This is a genomic window from Hahella sp. CR1 (assembly GCF_029813005.1).
In the GTDB taxonomy this organism is placed as follows: Bacteria; Pseudomonadota; Gammaproteobacteria; order Pseudomonadales; family Oleiphilaceae; genus Hahella.
Genome location: NZ_JAPELK010000025.1, coordinates 1 through 18,768, shown reverse-complemented (window position 1 = coordinate 18,768; position 18,768 = coordinate 1). Strand labels below are relative to the sequence as shown.

Below are 18,768 nucleotides of genomic sequence, written 5' to 3'. Positions count from 1 at the left end.
TTTTGCGCTCAGGGACGCGGGTTAGGGAGAGGCGTTAAAGAGGAATGTTCGACTTCATGTAAACGAAAAAGGCCTTCCGTTGTATTGGAAGGCCTTTTGGTTATCGCATCAGATCGGACGCTTTAAGTCCGCTGCTGATTGTTACTGCCCCTGCGTCTCAACCTTCAGATAAGGTCCTGGCAGCAGGCCGTTGCTGGGCGAGTTGATGGTTCTGTAGTTGGCGTTGGCGGAGAGCCCCGGCGTTTTATCGCTTACGGAATTCACTACCTGCTCAATCACTGCCGCCACCAGCATGCCCGCCAGGCCATTGTTGCCGCCGTCGGAGGATTGCTGTGCGTAGGCGCGGCCTTGCCACAGGGTTTCGCCGGACCGGGCGTCAACCAGGCGCCAGGATGAAGACACCACTGCTACGGAGGAGATGATCTGGTATTGCTGTCCCCAGTCGTCGATGGTGACGTACAGCACCGCGTCGGGACCGATATGCTCGCGCAGTTTGTCCAGAGGGACGCTGTTCATTTCCGCGGGGGTGGGCAGGCCGTTGTCTTTCATGAACTGATCAATCACCGCAACCGGGAAGACGTAGTAGCCTTTTTCCGCCAGCGGCGCAGAGATCGTGGACAGGAAGATATAGGGCGCATTCACCTCCACCGTGTTGTTTTGCGGCGGAATCACCAGAATCGAACGCGGTTTGCTCGCCAACAGCGCGGAGTAGTCATAGGGCTGCTGTGTGGCGCAGCCGGTGCTCAATACAACGGTCAGCGACAACAGGCCGAGAAACTTCCAGAGTTGCAAAGATCTCATTTAGTCGCCCCCTTTTTGGCTCTCTCCAGAATACCGTCGATAAACTGTGCGGATTCAGGGTAGAGCGCCTTCTCCTGATTGAACGCCTCTACCGCCATGCCGGGCTCTCCGGCGCTGGCGTAGATCATGCCCAGATGCGCGTACAATCCAGGAGGGACTTGCTGGCCATGGTTGTTGGCCTGCTCAATGGTGACCGTCAACTTCTCGATCTGCGTATTGTTGTCCGCTTCGCCGGGCTTGGTGTACATGTCCAGCAAAACGTCCTGATAAGACCCCCAATAATAGAGGCCGCGCGGTTGGTTGGCGCACCCGGCCAATAAGGCGAGGGCCAAAGCCGGAGCAATAAGGCGCAAAGTATTCTTCATTCCAGAATTACCTGACAGCGAATGTAAGCGGTTATTTCAGTCTCAGTGAGCCTGAATCCAGGTCACGAACCAGGTTGTTGACCACCTCGGTAATGGCGAAGTTCAGTACCTTGCCGTTCAACGTGGCGTCATAGCCGGCAGTGCCGCCGAAGCCGATGATTTCCCGGTTGCTCAGTTCATATTCGCCTGCGCCCTGGGTGGAATAAATGATGGCGGAGGTTTCTACGTCAACCACAGACAAGGCGACTTTCGCGTAAGCTACTTGTTGCTTGCCGCGGCCCAGAAGACCGAACAGTTGTCTGTCGCCCACTTCTTTACGGCCGAATTCGGTGACGCTGCCGGAGATAACGTAACGGGCGCCGGCGATCTTCTGTTTAACGCCTGCGATCTGCGCTTCTTGTTGCAGCTCCTGCATGTTGTCGCGGTCCACCAGATTGAAACGCTGAGTCTGCTGCATGTGGGTTTTCAGGATGGATTTGGCCTGATTGCCCAAGCGGTCTGTATCCGATGAAAACAGCCCTTGCATATAGTTGGAGCGGTTCTGGAAATTGCCGACCACCATGGTGGTGCGCTCGCCGTTGTAGGAGGTGCCGTAAGAGGCGACTTTCTGGGGTTCGATGGCGCGGTGGCTTTCAGTGGCGCAAGCGGAAACCATAATGGTCAGCGCAACCAGCGCTGCATTTTTCAAGGCCTTCATGGAAAAGTTACTCCTTAAGGGGGGATAGTCTCGAAGTGTAGTTGAGCGCGCTCAGTCGCTCAAAAGGTGACTTATACTTTTTACAATTAGCTTATGCAACCCCTATTCATGGCGCTAAGGGTTCTCCCTTATTAGATGCCGGCATGGAGGCGTACGGCCTGTCTAATAAATCACCACTGCCTTCCCGCCGCTTAGCCCAGAATGAGAAAGACGCGAATCTCTCCGGCCCGGCGTATGTCAGCGCCAGATGCTTGATATAGCGTTCCGCCACGCGCAGCATTTCACCGCGATAGGCCTGCCAGGCGCCAGCTTGAATGGGGAAACCGTCTTTAATGGCGTTGGCGGCGCTGACGGCGCTCGCCAGACAATGAAACAGCCCTTGAGAGGAGATTGGATCGAACGAAATGAGGGCGTCGCCGATAGCCAAAAACCCTTGCTGCGCCAGCGCCTGCGTCTTGGAAGCGGTCAGATCCAGTGTTGCGGCGCCGGTGGGATGATAGCGCAGGGGAGCTGGTTCTGACCCGGTAATGACTTGCCGCAGAATGGGATGGCGGCGAGCACGCGCCAGAAAAGCGCCTGTTTCCCGCCACTGATGTCGCAATGGATCATGGGCGTCAAAATGATAGGCGAGCACCCGTTTCCCGTGAGGAATGCGTGCGCTGTACCACCAGCCGTTTTCATCCGCACAGGTGCGCAGCGTCGCTTCCTGATCGTTAGGAAGAGAAGGCAAAAACGTGAAGGCGCAAAGCAGATCGTCGTCAGCCTGACGAGGCAGTCCCAAACGACGGGCAATGGCGCCGGAGCGACCGGTGGCGTCCACCAGCACGGGCGCAATATGCACGAGGTTGTCTTGAGGCTGTCGTATTGACCAGACGTCATTGCTGCGATCAATGTCGTACTGGCGGAGGCCCTCCAGAATGCAGGCGCCGGATTCGAGCGCGCCCTCATATAACAGACGGTCGAATCCGCGTCGGTCCAACAGCCAGCCTGGTCCAGCCGGGTCAAATAACGCATCGCGCCACACTGGAGTCTCTGTGTCCCAAGCCGATAACGCGGAGCCCCGCTGCAAATGGGGCCCTTCCAGGAAGCGCTCCCACAGACCCAGCTTGCGCAACAGTACGCTGGTGGCGCCGGGTAGCGATTCGCCAATGCGTGGACCTGTTTCTCGAGTCGCACGTCGCTCAATCACCAGTACGTCATGAGACGGACGCAGGAGCCTCGCCAGCGCAAAACCGGCAGGACCGGCGCCCAGAATAATGACGTCCCAGCGGCGCTTATCCTGCGCGCTTGCTGTTGTTGTCGCCATGAACCACTATCGCCGCGGCGCTTTCTGCCGCATGAGTTCGCGGCGCATGGCGTGGTCGGTGAGACGACGTTCTTCTTTGGTCATATCCGGACCGCCGCGATCCTCGACCTGCATGACCGGCGGGAAATCCGGGTCATTGGGCACGCCGGGACGGACTTCCACAATGCCCATTTCCGGGAAGCGATCAATCATGTTCGCCAACTGGTTGTCGTAACCGACGCCAAGGGTGCGATCCCAATCCGAGCGCTCTTGATAGGCGGCGATACGCTCCTGGCGGGTCAGGCCGGTATCCATCACCTTGCTGTAGTTCTCTTCGCTCAACACCTGATTCGGCACCCGCGCAGGCCAGAAGGTGGGCAAGTAAGGATCATATTGCGAGTCATAGCCGGACCGGCAGCTCGCGGTGTCGGTTTGCCAGGGGATCGCCATCCAGCGGGTGATGGAGCCGGGGAACTGGGCGTAGAGCGGCCCGTTATAGGACAAGGCTTCCGCCGAGGTGAGCGTACTGCCGTAGTTCGGCTCTGGATTGTTGGCCGCGCGGTGACGCCACCGATAGGGTTCGCTATACATGGTGGCGTGACGCACTGGCCAGGTCATTTCACAGCCGGGGTGAAAGGCGTCCGCCAGACAGAATTCCAACGCGGCTTTGTCCAGACAGGCGGGCTGCTCGCTGATCGGCACGTCGTCGATGGAGCGGGGCGGGTTGGCGTCCGGATCGTAATCTGACTCAAACTGTCCCTGCGCCCAGTATCCCAGCATGGCCAACTGGGTTTCCGTCAACGCGTTCATGGCGTTGCTGACCGGAGGCATGGGGACGTTCATGGCGTCGCCATACACCCAGGGCCAGAGGTTCATAGATATGTCGTTGCGACCGGGATGGCGGAATGCGTTGGCGACGGTCCGCCGCAGCTCGGCATAGTCGTCGCCGGGCATGGAAAGCTTGCGCAGATAGTCAGGGTCGAGAAAATGTTGCGGCATGCCGAATCCGAAACCTGCTGCAAATCCTGCGTTCATCCACTGCAAGTCACACATGGCTTTCAGGACAGGCAGGATGTCATTCTGAAAGGAAGGGCAGGTGGGGGCGGGCGCCATACCGGCGTTGATCGCCAGGTCCGTCATCAATGCGTACATGGTGCGCACGGACTTTTGCTGCGGCCCGTAATTGGGGGGCGCGACTACCACCCAGGCTGGCGCCACATCCAGTTTTCTACCGTTTAAAACGACCGTAGCGGTGACCGGACCATCGCTGGTGTCGTCGTACCAGCCGTCGTTATTGGCGAAGGTAGTGGGCGGTTTGCCATCGTATGAGGCGGATTTGCCATGCCCGCCGAACACCATCAGACGACCGGTCGAGTCAGTGCGTAATTCTCCCAACGGAACCTCTATCCCCATGAACTTGCCGCCGCGAAACTGGTACTCCGGGCCATAGCTGGAGGGGGTGTTGATAGAACGGGGGCCAGGAGTAATGGATAGCTCGCTACGGTCTTTAACGCTGGCGTTACGCAAGGTGCTGGGCGTCGTCGCCGCGGCTTCCGGGATATCCAGCGCGAGTTCAAAGTTGTACCAGGCCGCCTTATGATTGGCCAGCTCCACCGTCCACTCGATCTGGGTGACATCGTCAATCGACAACTCCCGCACCACTTGGCCGTTACCGTCATAACCATAGATGCGGAACTCCGCCACTTCGCGCTTTAAAGCGCCAGTGGCGTCACGATACTCACCGGGTTCCTTGGGAGGCGGGTTCGACACCTGCGGCCCAATATAAAAACCGTCTTCTGCGAGGGAATTACCAACACGAGCGATGCCGATGGAGGGATGAATCCTGGCGTAAACAATCTGGTCGTCGGATTTGCTGCTGTTCGTCATAACACACTCCCTTTGGTTAATCAGATACCCGCCATGCCATATCAGATGGCTGTTAAAGGAGTGTAGATGGTGGATGGGGATTAACAAGCAAGAGAAATAACATTATTGAGGTCTGGCGAAACCCGGTTAGGATGTCAGACCGCCTGAAGTATTTTTTATCACCATCTAGGGTCTTCCCTATCAGCCATATAGCCCCCGCCAGTTTGCCGATTGAGACAAGTGCTTATCTATCGTTAGGATAAAAATACTTTTGTCTCATTCTTTCGGAACACAACATGCAAGAAGGCATTCAAACAATATCCCTCCCAGATTCATGCCTTTTATGTGCTTTAGATTCCAGAAGCAAACTCAACTTGGTAAGCCGGCTTGTTTATACGAATAGGTTATAGGCCGTTGTTCAATGAAGGATTATGCTGAAGCAATTATGAGTGATAACATCCACCACCTTTGGCGCTCGCGGAGAGAAGAATTCCGCCGATTATCGTCTCAATTTATATAAACACTGTTAAACAAGGCCTTTCTATGCTTCAGCGCACTCTAGCTCTAATGATATTCACTCTGCTTGCCGGATGCGGACAATCCGAACCTCAAAAAGCTGAGCCAGAGGCTAATAATGCCCCTCAGTATTCTGAGGCTGAGATCCAACGATATGTGGACCAGTGTGACAAGCACGATGGGAAGTCCCCACTGGAGATTGTAAGGGCATGTGTAAAATTAAATAAAGCAACACATTACCATACCCTTGATTTGAAGGGACTAAGTATTGACAGTCTTCCCGATGATGTTTTTAAGGGCTTGGAGCATGTCAAAATTTTATATCTTAGCGAAAATGCATTGTCTAGCTTGCCAAAGTCCATGTCCGAAATGAAAGGCCTTAAACGTGTCCACTTAGGTTGGAATGAATTTGAGGAGTTTCCAGTTGAACTGTTTGATATAAGTGGATTAAAGGATGTATATATTTCCAAAAATAAAATAGCTCGCATTGGTGAAGGGTTAAAGAATATTAAATCTTTGCGGAGAGTGATTATTTCACACAATAATCTAAAGGAATTCCCGCATGTTTTTACTGAAATGTCGGGTTTGAAAATTCTTGATCTGGGAACAAACTCCATTAGTGAAGTACCGAAATCCATAAATAAGATGTCTGCACTTATAGGGCTGTCTTTGTCCGATAATGATATTAAAGAGATTCCTGGGGAAATCGGCGATTTAAAAAATCTGACCATGTTGGATCTCAGCTCTAATAAGTTACATTCACTTCCTGTAGAGATTGCGCACCTTCCGAAGTTAATTGAATCAGTTAAAAATCATAGCGGATTTGTGAATAATTTGTTGGGTTTAGGGTTTGAAGAGGATGGCGAGGAAATTTATGGCGTTTCAATATTAAAAGGATATAAAACGACACCTCCGGTGAGCGAATACTCAGGTATAAATCTTCTATTCAATGACAAGCTGGTCCTGGATAAGGATTTTTGTAACGTATTTTTTATGAAATTAGATAGTGATGCTGTAATTGATTGTAAATGAAGGGGGTGCTGTGTGGCTTTAGATCCTGACTTAAATGAAGGGTTAGTGAAAAATCAGTTTTTAAGGATTACTCAAGATATACTTTTAGCCTCCGAGAGATGGGAGGCATCGGTATGGGAGTTTATGTCAAGCTATGAAGTGGCATTGCTAAGGTTTAAAGCAACGATACAGTCACAGGAGGAGCTTGAGAAAAAAGCGGTCGACTACGCCTTTACTGCACTAGCTTTAGCTGGCGGTGGTATTATGGCAGCGTCTGTTGCGCGATCAATTGAAAAATATATTTACGATAAGTCACTTTCTTTCGTTTGTAAGAATAATCTTGAGACGATTTTTAATCGCGTTTATGCCAATGAAAAAGTAAAAAGCATTGTCGGTGGTATTGTAAAGAAAGGAGAGGAAGCGCTCGCTCAAAAAATTGTTGGGGCTATCAAGGATGGAGTTGGAAAATACAGGTATTCTAAGTCTCCGACTAATAATAGCGAAATGACTGTTCTCTCGGGTATGATGCATTATATTAAATATAATTCAAGTCTTTTGAGCGATACTTTAAGAGGTGCTACAGAGTCATATCTTTCCTCTATTGGTACAAATTATGAGAAGCCTAGATTAGATAATTATAATAATACAGTTAGTGAGGTTATCGGTTGTAAGTATATGTTTCCTCCTTTTACGAACAAAACTGGAAATAAGGCTTCCTTCTCTCAACAAATGAAAGATAGAGTGCAAGAAAAAATAGAACTGTCAATGTATCTTGCTAGATTGCTGGACTGTGATGTTTTGGTTCAAAGATATGAAAGTAGTCCGCATGCGAAGTCTACTAATGTGCGTACGCCCATCTACTATTCACCGTCCCAGGTTGGATATCCAAATACACTGCCAGATCGTGCTCAAAGCTATAATAGTACCGGACTTATCGAGCAACGAATTATATACTCTCCTTATGGCTCTAAGGTGGCTGAGCAACTTAATAAATTGGCAAGTAAGATATATAACAATGGAACGATTGTCGAGTTTTCTAACTGGAGAGGGTCAAGGCCAACGGCTGAGTCTTTAGTTAAAGCAGAGAATTTGGCGAATATTCTTGGTCAACCCTATAATCAGCATCTGGTTGAGTCGGATAGACCTATATTACCGAGAGACGCAAAGTTATTGGGGCTCACTGAGCGTCAAAAAAAGGTAATAAAGCAAAATAGTCGATATTAACTACATAGATTATAAAGCCGCCTTAATCGCCGCGGCTTTAGCTTTTAGCGTCACTCAATTAATTCTTTGTAAGTAATTTCAATAACAGTTTTTCAACTGGATTTTCCATTTTTTATCTCAATGTTAAGATCCTCATAAAGACAGTGTTTAAAGTCAAGTGGAGCCAAATTATACCGCGTCAAAATGTCAGCTCATGTGGCGCCTATCCTCCATTGGAGTCAAGTGCTAATGCAGGCATAACTATTGTTAGAGAGTTTAATATGTAAAAGGCATATTGGTCTGAATTGTAATGAGTTCGAAACTTTTTCTGTCACATTGGTTAACAATTGCAATATCTGATCGATTATTCACCGCATGGCGCAATTAGCTTGGGTATCACCTATACCTATAAACACTGTTATCATGGCTTTTTTATGCTTAAGCGCACTATTGCTCTAATAATACTCATCTTACTTGCCGGATGTGGGCAATCCGAACCTCAAAAAGCTGAGCCCGAGACTAACAATGCCCCTCAGTATTCTGAGGTTCAACTGGGGGAGCTTTCTAAACTATGTGATGCAGATGAGCCTTCAGAAGCCAGTGTCGTTTCCTGCATCACGCTAAATAGAGTAAAGAAGAGTATAATTCTAGATTTGGAAGGCATGAATATAAGAGGTTTCCCGGAAGATGCCTTTATGGAAATGGAGCATGTTCGAATATTAAGGTTGGGAAATAACTCTCTTTCTGAGTTTTCAGAGTCAATTGCTATGCTAAAGAAATTGAGGCAGATATATATTGATGATAATAATTTTTCTGAGTTTCCTACCGTTTTGCTTTCATTGAGTGGTCTGAAAGATATATTCGCGTCTAACAATCATATTGGCTCGATGCCTAAAGAAATAGAAAGGCTGAAGTCATTAAGAAGAATAATGATTTCCTTGAATGATTTTAGAGAGTTCCCTGTTCAGCTAAAAGAAAATAAGGAACTCAGGATATTGGATCTATCAATGAATAAAATATCCGTTATTCCGAAAGAGATAGGAAATTTTGATGCTCTTGTAGGTCTTTCTTTATCGGGTAATAAACTGAGGGAGATACCTAGAGAAATTGGAATGATGACGAAATTAACCATGTTGGATCTGAGCGCAAATGAATTGAAAGAGTTGCCGGTGGAGATAGCTGCTTTACCTGAACTAAGAATGTCTGTGGAAGGCCATCACGGCTTTGTTAGAGCCTTTGTGAGTATTGGCTTTAATGAGGATGTTGAGGATATATATGGAAGTGATGCCGCGAAAGCTCACGATATCTATGATAAACCTGAAAAGTTCTCAGGGATGAATATTCTTTTTAATAACATTGGAAAGCTAGAGTCGGAGTTCTGTAATGTGTTCTTTATTAAAAGGGACATCGAAACTATTCTCAACTGTGACTAAGGGTGGGTGAAATCCAAAAGTTAAAGGTTTTGATCTGGCTAAAATTAAACATCAATTAATTTAAATTCATCGCCCTGAATTGGTGATCCCCCTATTAGGGAGTCGCTGCTTGGAAGGCTCGCTAATACCATTTATATAATTTTATAATTGACATGTTTGACGTTACTTAAGTCTGTGACGACCCTAACAAGCCGCCAATGTCCATTAACTATAGAGAAATGGAAGTCATGAATATCTGCTTCCTCGCCATAGACGCGGGTGCTCTCTTCTAGTGGCGTTACGGCGATAACTCGATATGTTGTAGGAAACATGTCCCCATCTATATTGATAAAGGTTTCCTTTTCTAAAAATAAAGGCATTAACTTTACAAACTCATCTTTTTCGATGCTTATTTTCCCTTCCATGTCGAGCTGGCCCTGAAATATAAATGGAAAGTGGGTAAGGTCAGCGAGAGATCTCCAGTCATTTTTATCGATTGCTGTCGAAAACGCGTTATAGAATTCAGAAAAAGATTCCTTTTCCGGTTCACTCTTATTCACGCTACTCTGGGCCTGAGTGATAGCCGTTGAGGTGCTTGATTCAGGGCTTATCGCACTATTTGCGTTACTCAATGCGAGCATCAGCAGGAGAGCAATGCCTTTGGCTGCGTGGTTCATCGATAAATTCCTGTTAAAGCGTAGGCTTTTTCTCTTGACGCAGGAGATGCTATAAACGTGCGCCATGAGATCTAAGGGCTTCCATTATTTACGGAGTGGTGAGTATTCGTCATTTAGTAGTTTCCCTGTTGACCGAGAAGTCGGCTTCCTCATAACGATTCTATAACACGCTTTCTTCAGATAACCGAGCTCAAAAAATAGATCCACAGACCGATACCTGCCTGTTCCCGCCCTGTTTACTTTGCCTTTATGGCCCGCAGTTTTCTCGACTGTGGAGCCATATCAGCCATTTTCTTTAAGGTCGATAAGGCGAGGTATTTGTTATGACTATTGGTGACGGCGTTGGCGTAGGGCCAATCGCCCCTCAAGATCATGTTCAGGCTGGCGGCGGCGTTGTTCATCAACCCGGCGCTCTTGCGTTGGCGCGTAACCCCAATCCTGTTGCCCATCAGGATCAGAATGGCCGTTCTATGTTTAGCGGCTTTTTTGAAGGCGTCGCCAATTTAAAGTCGGCGGTCTATAACCGTCTGCCGAATAATCCGCTGCGGGATATGTCTGTCCGGGAGCAGAACTACAGGGTTCCGCTCTCTCGTATGGAAGGCAATGCGGAGACGCTTTTTAACGATATGGATCGGGCCAATCACCATGAGGTGCTCAGGGAGCAGGCCTTGGCCTCGTTTAGCGGGACGCTTCACGCTACGGACGACGCAGCGCAGGTGGAGGGGCAGTTTCAGGAATTTCTGGCGTTTGATATTGATAATTTAAGCGCGGAGGAAGTCCAGCAAGCTGAAGATAATGCGCGGCAGCGGACTGACAATTGGTCTGATGGCGTACCTGGGACTGAGCATGATTTCAATATCAGGCTGCAGCAAGAGAAAGAAATCATCGCACTGGAAAAACTGGCGCAGTTCGATGATCTTCCGCCTCTGGATGAGTCCCAGGAGCACAATCGGATGTGGGGAGAGCTGAGTGTGGGCGCGTCTCTGCAAAGAAACGTCACCATGCAGGAAACCCGCGATCAGCTGTCCTTTTTCGGCCGTCAGCTTTCAGTCTTTATGAAGAAAGAAGGATTGGGATTCGATGGTTTGATAGACAGGAAGACGGCGCAGCTGGTGAGGGATCAGGAATTGGACGCAAATACGCGTTTCGATGACCTAAACAATGATCAGCAGATCGACGTTTATAAGGCGGTGTTGAAATCCGCGTCCACCGCTAACCCGAACCTTATGGATAAATTTCAGAAAACCATAAGCAACAACCTGCAAGCAGGCGCGACTAACTTTATGTCGTTGTTAAATCGCATCAATATTTTTTCCAGTTAAGGAGCGGTGATTGAGCGTCATCCTGGTTCGCTGGTAGTGAGATATTGGCGAGACTTGATGGCGCTCGTTTCTTGTCTTTCCGCCATGTTGCACAAATACATCGGTAGGCTGATATGGCCAAACCGGCCGGACCTCTAATCTGACTTCAGTTTGAATCCGCAAGGCTGCCAGCCTGCACAGACCAGAGGAATAGAAGATGAGGCCGCTACTGTCATTAATCGTATTGTTATTGTGCCTGTCGAGTGCGGCGGTGCGCGCCGAAGGATGGCCGTGGGCCAAACTCAGCTACGCCCATTATGCGGAAAATGAGCCCATTCAAGAGCTATTGCAGCAATTCGCCGCTGCGATCAACACGCCGGTGGTGGTCAGCGATAAAATTCAGGGCGTGGTCAATGGCCGCTTCGAAAAAGCGCCAGCCCGAGACTTTATCGACAGACTGGCCAAGCTGCACAGCCTGTTGTGGTACTACGACGGCCAGGTGCTCTACGTCTACGGCGCCAGCGAAGTGGAGACCGATCTGATTCATCTGCAGGACGTCTCATCTCAACGCCTGATCAAAACCCTGACGAATCTGGGCGTGCTGGACCGACGCTATACTCTCAGGGCCATCCCCGGGGAAGGAATCGTGATGGTGTCCGGGCCGCCCCGTTATACCCAGTTGGTCAAGGAAGTAGCGGACATTCTGAGCTCTGGACAACAGGGCAAGCCCAAAACCGGCGACGCCTTTGTGGTGCAGGTGTTTGAACTCAAGCACGCCTGGGCGGATGATCGCTCCATGGTGATTGGCGGCCAAAGAATAGCGGTTCCCGGCGTGGCCTCGTCGTTGCAGGCGATTTTAGGTCGGCGCATATCTGAACCGACCGTCAACGCGATTGCGCCGAGACCCCTTCCCAAACTGAAAGGACAAGGGCTGGCTCAGGGACGTTACGGGCCGACGGACATCACGCCCTCTCAGGAGACCAACCGAAAGATCGTCTCCGTGCGAAGCGAGGAGGGCGGCGTCAACTCGGAAACGGCGGGATACATCATCGCCAACGAGCGTCTGAATGCGGTCATCGTGCATGATCGCCAGTCGAAAATGCCCCTCTATCAGGAACTCATCGACTCCCTGGACCAACCTAGAAGCCAGGTGGAGATTGAAGTCTCGATTATCGACGTGAGTACGGATCGTCTGAACGAAATGGGATTTGAGTGGCAGATCAATGGACGCAACGGCAGTTTCACCAATGCGGATTTCTCTCAAGGCGCTTTGCCGCGCAGTGCCAACGAGCTGTCTTTCGTGGTGGGCGACGGCGCCAACTTCTCCACCTTGCTGACCAACACGCAAGACTTGTTTCTGTCGCGCATTCGCGCCTTATCGGAAGATGGCGACGCCAGCGTGCTGTCCCAGCCGACGATTCTGACCCTGGATAACATCGAAGCCGTGCTGGATCACAGCACCACCTTTTTCGTGCGGCTGGTGGGCGATCGGGAAGTGGACCTGTTTCCGGTGTCCGTCGGCTCAGTGGTCAGAGTGACGCCGCACATCGTGAAAGGCGATTTCAGCGATAAAATTCATCTGAATATCAATATCGAAGACGGCCAGCAGACCGGACAGGCGGTGGATGACATACCCGCCGTCAGCAAAAGCATCATCACCACCGAAGCCCTGGTGAACGACAACGGCAGCCTGCTTGTCGGCGGTTATTACTTCAATCAGGACTCCACCACCAGCAGCAAGATTCCCGTACTGGGGGATATCCCGCTATTGGGGCGCCTGTTCCGTACCGACGGCAGCCAGCTGCAGAAACGAGCCAGACTGTTTCTGATTTCACCCCGCATCGTCGGCTCCAACACGGCTGAAATTAAATACAACCGCCGGCTGGAATCCCTGATCAACAAGTATCTGAGCACGGCCCCGGAACTCTTTACGCCATAGAAGCCAATTAGGCCTGTGGATATATGGTTGCAGGCGCCTTTCTAAGACATTGTTAACACAAGCTACGGCACTGTTAACACAAGCGCGGCGACTTCCATACAACTCCGCCGCAACCCAAACGCTTCACTCACAAACCGGACACAAGTACAGCAATGACTAGCGCACAGTGGATGATCAAGTTGCTATCCGGGCCTCACGCAGGCGCGGAAATGCGTCTCGAAAACCGCGCCTACCGGGTCGGTTCTGCAGACGAAGGAGACATCGTGTTGCACGACAAACTGCTCCCTGAGCTGGCGTTTACGCTGGATGTGGGAGTGGACGGCGTGCGCCTGCTACGGGAAGAGGCAAATGAGACGGGCAATGAGACAAACGTGGCGTTTCTGTGCGAAGGGCGGGAGGTCGACGAGCTGGATGTAAAAGTCGACGCCTACACGATTTATTCCCTGGGGATGCTGCACTTTTGTTTTGGCCCGACCAACCAGCGCTGGCCGGACATTTCACTGCCCACGCCTCGCCACGCGGCGGAATCCAACGCGTCTAATCTTCCCGCAGCAGCAGAGTCGGAGCATGCGAAAGATCCCGTGGACAAGCGCCAGGACAACGTCCGCAGGGGACTGCCACGAAGCTCCAAACTCATGCTGCCGGTATTTCTGTGCTTCATCGCCGGCGGCGTGATCTTCAACAGCCGCTTTCTCGATGCTGGCGTTATCCAGCCGGAAACGTCCCTGGATCTCGCCGGTATTGTCGCTCAGGACTGGCGTTTCGAAGGACTCGCCGTCAATCCTCAGACCTTGAGTAACGGCGCGAACAAATGGCTGATCAGTGGTTACGTCGACACCGCTGCGCAAGCGGCGGACCTAAAGCGGCGTCTGCAGGCGCTGAATGCGCCGTTCGAGCTTGATATCCGCGTCATGGAGAGCGTCAAACGCTCAACGGAAACCCTGCTACAACAGTTTCAGTTATCGCATCTGACGGTCAGTCTCGGAACTCAGCCCGGCGAGCTGGTGATCAGCGGCGTTGAAACAAACCTGGACAACTGGTTGCGACAAAAAGAGCTGCTGCTTGCCGACATTCCCGGCCTGACTCACATTCAGGACCGCGTAGAGAGGCCGGAAAGCCGACTGAATCAACTGAAACAGTGGTTGCAGGAGGAAGGGCTCGATAAGGAAGTGCTGGTCAATGCGCAAGACGGGCGTTTGTCCATCACCTCGGATATTCGTCTGGAGGACTCCGAAGCGTGGCGGCGGGTTCAACGCAAGTTTCAGGAGCGCTTCGGCGGGACACTGGACTTGGCGGTCATCGCCGACGCTCGGCCCACGCTGGCGATTCGTAGCGTCAGCCTGGGCGCGGTTCCCCATCTTGTGCTGGCGAACGGACGCCGTTATGGCCTGGGGGCCCATGTCAGCGATGGCTATTTTCTGGAGCAGGTCGCCAAGGATGCTGTCGTCCTGCGGCGCGGCGAGGAATTGATCAAGTATCGCGTCGGTTCCGGCGCGGATGAATCTGACGAATATTAATCAGGCCAATATCACCGCCGTGTTAACAACAACGGAACCACAGGAGAAGCAAATGGGAGACAACTTTAGCGAACGTACGCCCCAGGAGTGGCTGCAACTGCTGGCGGATTATCAGCGGCAGTTACAAGCGCGCCTGAAGGTGGGATGTCAGCCGTCAGAGTATTACTTGCTGGCGGATCTGGATGCGGCGGTGGATCTGGTGATCCGCCGATTTAACCGCCCTCAATTTAACAACGCGTTATTTAACGATGCTCGAATAAACAACACTGACGATGGAGGAAGCCGATATGGCGTTCAATTTTGATGCAATCAACGATGCGATGGGTCGCCAGGCGACATTGAAGGAAGAGGAGTTGCGTTCTTTCGCCAACAGCATGGACCCCAATAACTCCTCGGATCTGATCAAATTTCAGCAGAAGGTCCAGGAGTGGGGACTGATCACCAACCTGCAAAGCACGACGATCAAGTCCCTCAAGGACACCATCGCCAGCATCGTGCAGAAAATGCAGTGAACACAAACATGGACGCCAGCATCGACGACCTGGTTCTGCACAAATTGATTCTGCGCAAACTGGCTCTGGAAGCCTTCGACATGCTGCTCGAAGGCGCTGTCGATGACGCCTGCAAAGTGCTCACGACGGTGAACCGGATCAAACCGGGCAACCCGGCGTCGACCCTGGGGCTGGCGTTGGCGGAGCGACTGCAGGAACCAGGGCGCGGCTGCGGACATAGCGTCGGAGGCGGCAACAGCGACCCGGTGTTGAGCTGTTTCCAGGGTTTGATCTGGTTGCAACAGGGGCGCGAAGAGGAGGCGAGGGCGCTGCTGGCCAAGACCTCCCAGTCGCCGGACGCCACCGCCGCCAAATTGGCCCAAGACATCATCCAGCATGAAATAGAAGGCAGGTAACCATGGACCCTATCAATATTCAATACAGCCTGAATTTTCTCAATTCAGATCAACTCGCCGCCCCGGAACTGACGGCGGACCCGGCGGCGCTGGAGCGCTTTCAGCAAAGTCTTCAGCCACAATCGGACATGTCTGCGCATTCAACATCAGACGGGTCGCCAGTCACTTTGGGCGTAGAGGCGTCGGATAACACGCTGGGAGATAAAGTGCTGCAGGGCATGCAGAACGTGAAGTCCGGCTATGACCAGCAAATGGAGGCAATGCAGCTCACCTTGAACAGCGCCGACCCACTCAATATGAGCGATATGCTCAAGCTGCAGATGGACCTCGCCCAACTGACGCTGCAGGGCGAGCTGATCAGTAAAACCGTCAGCAAGAGCACGCAGAACCTGGATACATTGCTCAAGAGTCAGTAGCCATGAAAAACACATCCACACCATACCGGTTCTCTCGTCGAATGCGGCTTTTGCTGAGCTTTCTGCTTGTCTTCGTCCTGAGCGGCTGTAAAGAGACCCTGTACAGCGATCTGACCGAGAAAGAAGGCGCGGAAATGCTGTCCATTCTGTTGGAGGAAGGCCTGGAGGCGGAAAAAGTCCCCGGCCAGAAGGGACAGACTGTCGCTCTCAGCGTTGAACGCGCGCAGTTGTCTCAGGCGATTCGCCTGCTCAAAAGCCGGGGTTATCCCCGCGATGACTTCACCAACGTTGGCGAGCTGTTCAAGAAAGACGGCCTGATCTCATCGCCCCTGGAAGAGCGGGCGCGCTACATATACGGCCTGTCTCAGGAGATCGCCGCGACCCTGTCGCAGCTGGACGGGGTGATTACCGCCCGCGTGCATGTGGTGATGCCGGAGGTGGAGAACAAAAAAGCGCCGTTGAAAGTGTCCTCCGCCTCGGTGTTCATCAAGTATGAAAGCACGGTCAATCTGGATGATTTCGTGCCGCAGATTAAGTTGCTGGTGAACAACAGCATTGAAGGGCTCAGCTATGACAATATCGCCGTCGCGCTGTTTCCGACTCAGGCCGCGCCGGTCGCTGGCGGCGCTGCGATGGAGAGTGTGTTTTCCGTGAATGTCGCCGCCGGGTCGATCGATCGCCTTTACGGATTGCTCGCCATTGGCGGGCTAATGTTGATCTGCGCTGTTGGTGGCAATCTTCTGCTGTATCGACGTATGAAACAACGCAGTGCTCACACACTGACCATAGAGCAGGCTTAATGTCCACGGTGACCCCAAGGTGAGTTCGTCAATGCGTGCAGAACTTCTCATTCAGGCGGCCCGATTTAACGGCGCCCCGGGCATTTACGCCGACGCCAGCTGGTTCGCGCCCTGGCTGACGCCTACGCGTTTAGCCGCCATGCGAGGTCGGACTGACGCCACAAGAACCCTGAACCGCTTTTTACTGGAGCAGCCCGAGCCTTTAGAGCAAGTCGCCCCGGAGGCGTTTTCCGATCCGTTGCTGCAGTTGCTGACGCAAACCTCGATGAATGTCCCCCAATTCGCCATGTGGGCGGGGTTAGCGCTGCACTATCGCGACTTGAAGCGAATCATTTGCGGACGTCGTCAGCGCGAATTAAAAGTCGCGTTTGGGGAGGAGGGCTATTGTTTCGCTTTGGAGCGGGCGCAGTTTATGGTAGGCGCCGCTTGGGATCATATTCCCACGCTGGCCGACGAAGATACGCCGGCTATCTACAAAATGATCCAATGTGCGGGAGTAACGTTGTTGGCGATGGCGTCAGCGAATCTGCCGCCATCTGCGCAAAAACGCCTGCCGTTTTTCTTTCCCAAGCGACAGTCACATTGCTTCGCGCATTGTTCTACGAATGATGAAATGCCCAACATGACGTTGGACATTAATCACCCTGACGCCGTGGAAAAGGCGAGGGGATTACTCTTTAAAATTGCTCTGGAGATCATGCCGTCATGGAAGCCAATTTCATTTTAATCAGAAACATACAAGAGAAAATTAAAGTTAGAAATAGCCTTGTTAAGGCGTCTGATTACCAGTCCTGGCATGAGGCGGACAGGCTCCTCGACGCCGCCCGCGCCGAAGCGGATGCAATCCTGGCTGACGCGAAAAGACAGGCGCAGGCGGCGTTACAAAGCGGCTATCAGGATGGCCTGGCGAAGGCCAAAGAGGAAAGCGCCGAACGCCTGATCACCGCCAGTATGCGGGCTCACCAGATGCTGCAGATGGCGGAGTCGGATTTGATTGAGCTGGTGAAACTCAGCGTGGAGAAACTGTTTGGCGATATCGGCGATGAAGTGAAAATCGCGAGCCTCATTCAAACCGGCCTGGCGTCCTTGCGCGAGGACTATCGCGTCACCGTCCATGTCGCGCCCGAAATGGAGGCTCAAGTGAAAGCGGCGTTACCGGATGTTCTGTCTCATTTTCCGGGCATCGAATACTTCGACATCACAGCGGACCCACGACTTCCCCGCGACGCCTACGTACTGCAAGGGGACGCCGGCATTATCAAAGGCTCCATCTCCGACCGCTTCGCCAAGCTAAATACACTGGTGGAACAAGCCCTGTCCGCTCCCCAAAACTAAACACTTCCCTGGGAGCGCGGGCGGCCCGCCCGCACTCTTGTCAAACTAGTTGTTTGCCGCGGCTAAACGCTCCAGAAAGCGGACACTCTTGCAATCCCCGAACACTTACCCGCAGGGCATTTATCTGCAGGACTGCACCTACGGCATATGCCGAATGGTGGATTGGGACAGCGGCAGGCCAAACGTACAATGTAGCGCGCCCGGTCGCCAATGCGGCCAGATTTTGTCGCTTTTCCAATTATCATTTGTCCGTCTCCGCCCCAGTGGCCTTTAACAAGGGATGTTTCCTGCATGCATTACCCCCGTCGCTTCCAAGTCAAACATCACTTGGATATCGTCGCCGATGAGCTGACGCGCATTGAGTCGCCCACCACCGCCATTGGTTATATCGAGAAATGTCTGAGCGACGGAGACGGGCGTGGCAAAGATTTCGACGCCTTTATCGCCTCGCTGCAGGGAAGTCATTTTCAGTCCACCGCCAACAAATTTCCCGGCCGCACCGCAGCGACGTTTAATAGCTGGCGCAACACCCTGATTCGCGATGCGCGCCATGGCAATGTGTTGCTGGTGGTGGATGCAAGCGAAAAGCCTTTCCATCCGCTGATTATTGAGAAAGACAAAAAGCTGACGCCGGGACAGTCCAACACCCACGCCGCCACCCAGTTGCTGAATCGCCTGAAGCCGGTGAAAACGCCCTCGCCGAAACGTCCGGCGGGGACT

19 protein-coding genes and 1 pseudogene are annotated in these 18,768 nt (G+C 52.0%); 14 read left to right on the top strand and 6 right to left on the bottom strand.

What is annotated here, in order from left to right:
- Positions 1-141: 141 nt before the first annotated feature.
- The 5 genes from ONV78_RS30895 to ONV78_RS30875 form a co-directional block, all read right to left on the bottom strand.
- Entirely contained in the window at positions 142-801 is a 660-nt protein-coding gene (locus ONV78_RS30895; RefSeq protein WP_216736365.1) for a DUF799 domain-containing protein, read from the bottom strand.
- On the bottom strand, positions 798-1,166 hold the full coding sequence (locus tag ONV78_RS30890) for a DUF4810 domain-containing protein (RefSeq protein WP_279508438.1): 369 nt from the start codon (positions 1,164-1,166) through the stop codon (positions 798-800). Before ONV78_RS30890 ends, ONV78_RS30895 begins: the two co-directional genes overlap by 4 nt.
- Before the next feature lie 31 nt (positions 1,167-1,197).
- Complete coding sequence (locus ONV78_RS30885) at positions 1,198-1,863, bottom strand: CsgG/HfaB family protein (protein WP_127970457.1); 666 nt, start codon at positions 1,861-1,863, stop codon at positions 1,198-1,200.
- Between the two features lie 106 nt (positions 1,864-1,969).
- Positions 1,970-3,169 (bottom strand): NAD(P)/FAD-dependent oxidoreductase, encoded by a 1,200-nt coding sequence (locus ONV78_RS30880; protein ID WP_279508437.1) that lies wholly within the window; start codon positions 3,167-3,169, stop codon positions 1,970-1,972.
- Between the two features lie 6 nt (positions 3,170-3,175).
- Positions 3,176-5,035, bottom strand: a complete 1,860-nt coding sequence (locus tag ONV78_RS30875; RefSeq protein ID WP_279508436.1) for a LodA/GoxA family CTQ-dependent oxidase — start codon at positions 5,033-5,035, stop codon at positions 3,176-3,178.
- A gap of 522 nt (positions 5,036-5,557) precedes the next feature.
- Between ONV78_RS30875 and ONV78_RS30870 the strand changes: the two genes are divergently transcribed.
- The 3 genes from ONV78_RS30870 to ONV78_RS30860 all read left to right on the top strand — a co-directional run bounded on the left by ONV78_RS30870 (position 5,558) and on the right by ONV78_RS30860 (position 9,177).
- Positions 5,558-6,562, top strand: a complete 1,005-nt coding sequence (locus tag ONV78_RS30870) for a leucine-rich repeat domain-containing protein (protein WP_279508435.1) — start codon at positions 5,558-5,560, stop codon at positions 6,560-6,562.
- A 12-nt stretch (positions 6,563-6,574) separates the two neighbouring features.
- Positions 6,575-7,765: a hypothetical protein gene (locus ONV78_RS30865; protein WP_279508434.1), complete on the top strand. Its 1,191-nt coding sequence runs from the start codon at positions 6,575-6,577 to the stop codon at positions 7,763-7,765.
- 413 nt (positions 7,766-8,178) lie between these two features.
- On the top strand, positions 8,179-9,177 hold the full coding sequence (locus ONV78_RS30860; RefSeq protein ID WP_279508433.1) for a leucine-rich repeat domain-containing protein: 999 nt from the start codon (positions 8,179-8,181) through the stop codon (positions 9,175-9,177).
- A gap of 131 nt (positions 9,178-9,308) precedes the next feature.
- Here the strand turns inward: ONV78_RS30860 and ONV78_RS30855 are convergent, their stop codons facing one another.
- Positions 9,309-9,833 carry a hypothetical protein gene (locus ONV78_RS30855; protein ID WP_279508432.1) on the bottom strand — a complete coding sequence of 175 codons (525 nt, stop codon included), beginning with the start codon at positions 9,831-9,833 and terminating at the stop codon, positions 9,309-9,311.
- A gap of 323 nt (positions 9,834-10,156) precedes the next feature.
- Here ONV78_RS30855 and ONV78_RS30850 point away from each other — a divergent pair, with 323 nt between their 5' ends.
- From ONV78_RS30850 to ONV78_RS30800, 11 genes and pseudogenes are all read left to right on the top strand, one after another.
- Positions 10,157-11,155, top strand: a complete 999-nt coding sequence (locus ONV78_RS30850) for a hypothetical protein (RefSeq protein WP_279508431.1) — start codon at positions 10,157-10,159, stop codon at positions 11,153-11,155.
- A gap of 196 nt (positions 11,156-11,351) precedes the next feature.
- Positions 11,352-13,073 carry a type III secretion system outer membrane ring subunit SctC gene (sctC, locus tag ONV78_RS30845; protein WP_279508430.1) on the top strand — a complete coding sequence of 574 codons (1,722 nt, stop codon included), beginning with the start codon at positions 11,352-11,354 and terminating at the stop codon, positions 13,071-13,073.
- Positions 13,074-13,225: 152 nt separating this feature from the next.
- Positions 13,226-14,590, top strand: coding sequence for a type III secretion system inner membrane ring subunit SctD (sctD, locus tag ONV78_RS30840; RefSeq protein ID WP_279508429.1), 1,365 nt, complete (start codon positions 13,226-13,228; stop codon positions 14,588-14,590).
- Positions 14,571-14,894 (top strand): hypothetical protein, encoded by a 324-nt coding sequence (locus tag ONV78_RS30835; RefSeq protein WP_279508428.1) that lies wholly within the window; start codon positions 14,571-14,573, stop codon positions 14,892-14,894. The genes sctD and ONV78_RS30835 overlap by 20 nt, the downstream gene beginning before the upstream one ends.
- A complete protein-coding gene (locus ONV78_RS30830) occupies positions 14,878-15,102 on the top strand; it encodes an EscF/YscF/HrpA family type III secretion system needle major subunit (protein ID WP_011397073.1) in 225 nt (74 codons plus the stop codon). The genes ONV78_RS30835 and ONV78_RS30830 overlap by 17 nt, the downstream gene beginning before the upstream one ends.
- A complete protein-coding gene (locus ONV78_RS30825) occupies positions 15,099-15,497 on the top strand; it encodes a hypothetical protein (protein ID WP_279508427.1) in 399 nt (132 codons plus the stop codon). The genes ONV78_RS30830 and ONV78_RS30825 overlap by 4 nt, the downstream gene beginning before the upstream one ends.
- A gap of 2 nt (positions 15,498-15,499) precedes the next feature.
- Positions 15,500-15,913: a type III secretion system inner rod subunit SctI gene (sctI, locus tag ONV78_RS30820; protein ID WP_279508426.1), complete on the top strand. Its 414-nt coding sequence runs from the start codon at positions 15,500-15,502 to the stop codon at positions 15,911-15,913.
- A 2-nt stretch (positions 15,914-15,915) separates the two neighbouring features.
- On the top strand, positions 15,916-16,713 hold the full coding sequence (gene sctJ, locus ONV78_RS30815) for a type III secretion inner membrane ring lipoprotein SctJ (RefSeq protein ID WP_279508424.1): 798 nt from the start codon (positions 15,916-15,918) through the stop codon (positions 16,711-16,713).
- Positions 16,714-16,744: 31 nt separating this feature from the next.
- The gene (locus ONV78_RS30810) at positions 16,745-17,440 is read left to right on the top strand and encodes a SctK family type III secretion system sorting platform protein (protein WP_279508423.1); all 696 of its coding nucleotides are present in this window, start codon (positions 16,745-16,747) and stop codon (positions 17,438-17,440) included.
- Positions 17,419-18,048 (top strand): type III secretion system stator protein SctL, encoded by a 630-nt coding sequence (sctL, locus tag ONV78_RS30805; RefSeq protein ID WP_279508422.1) that lies wholly within the window; start codon positions 17,419-17,421, stop codon positions 18,046-18,048. The genes ONV78_RS30810 and sctL overlap by 22 nt, the downstream gene beginning before the upstream one ends.
- Before the next feature lie 291 nt (positions 18,049-18,339).
- Positions 18,340-18,768: pseudogene (locus ONV78_RS30800) on the top strand (RHS repeat protein); the annotation flags it as partial.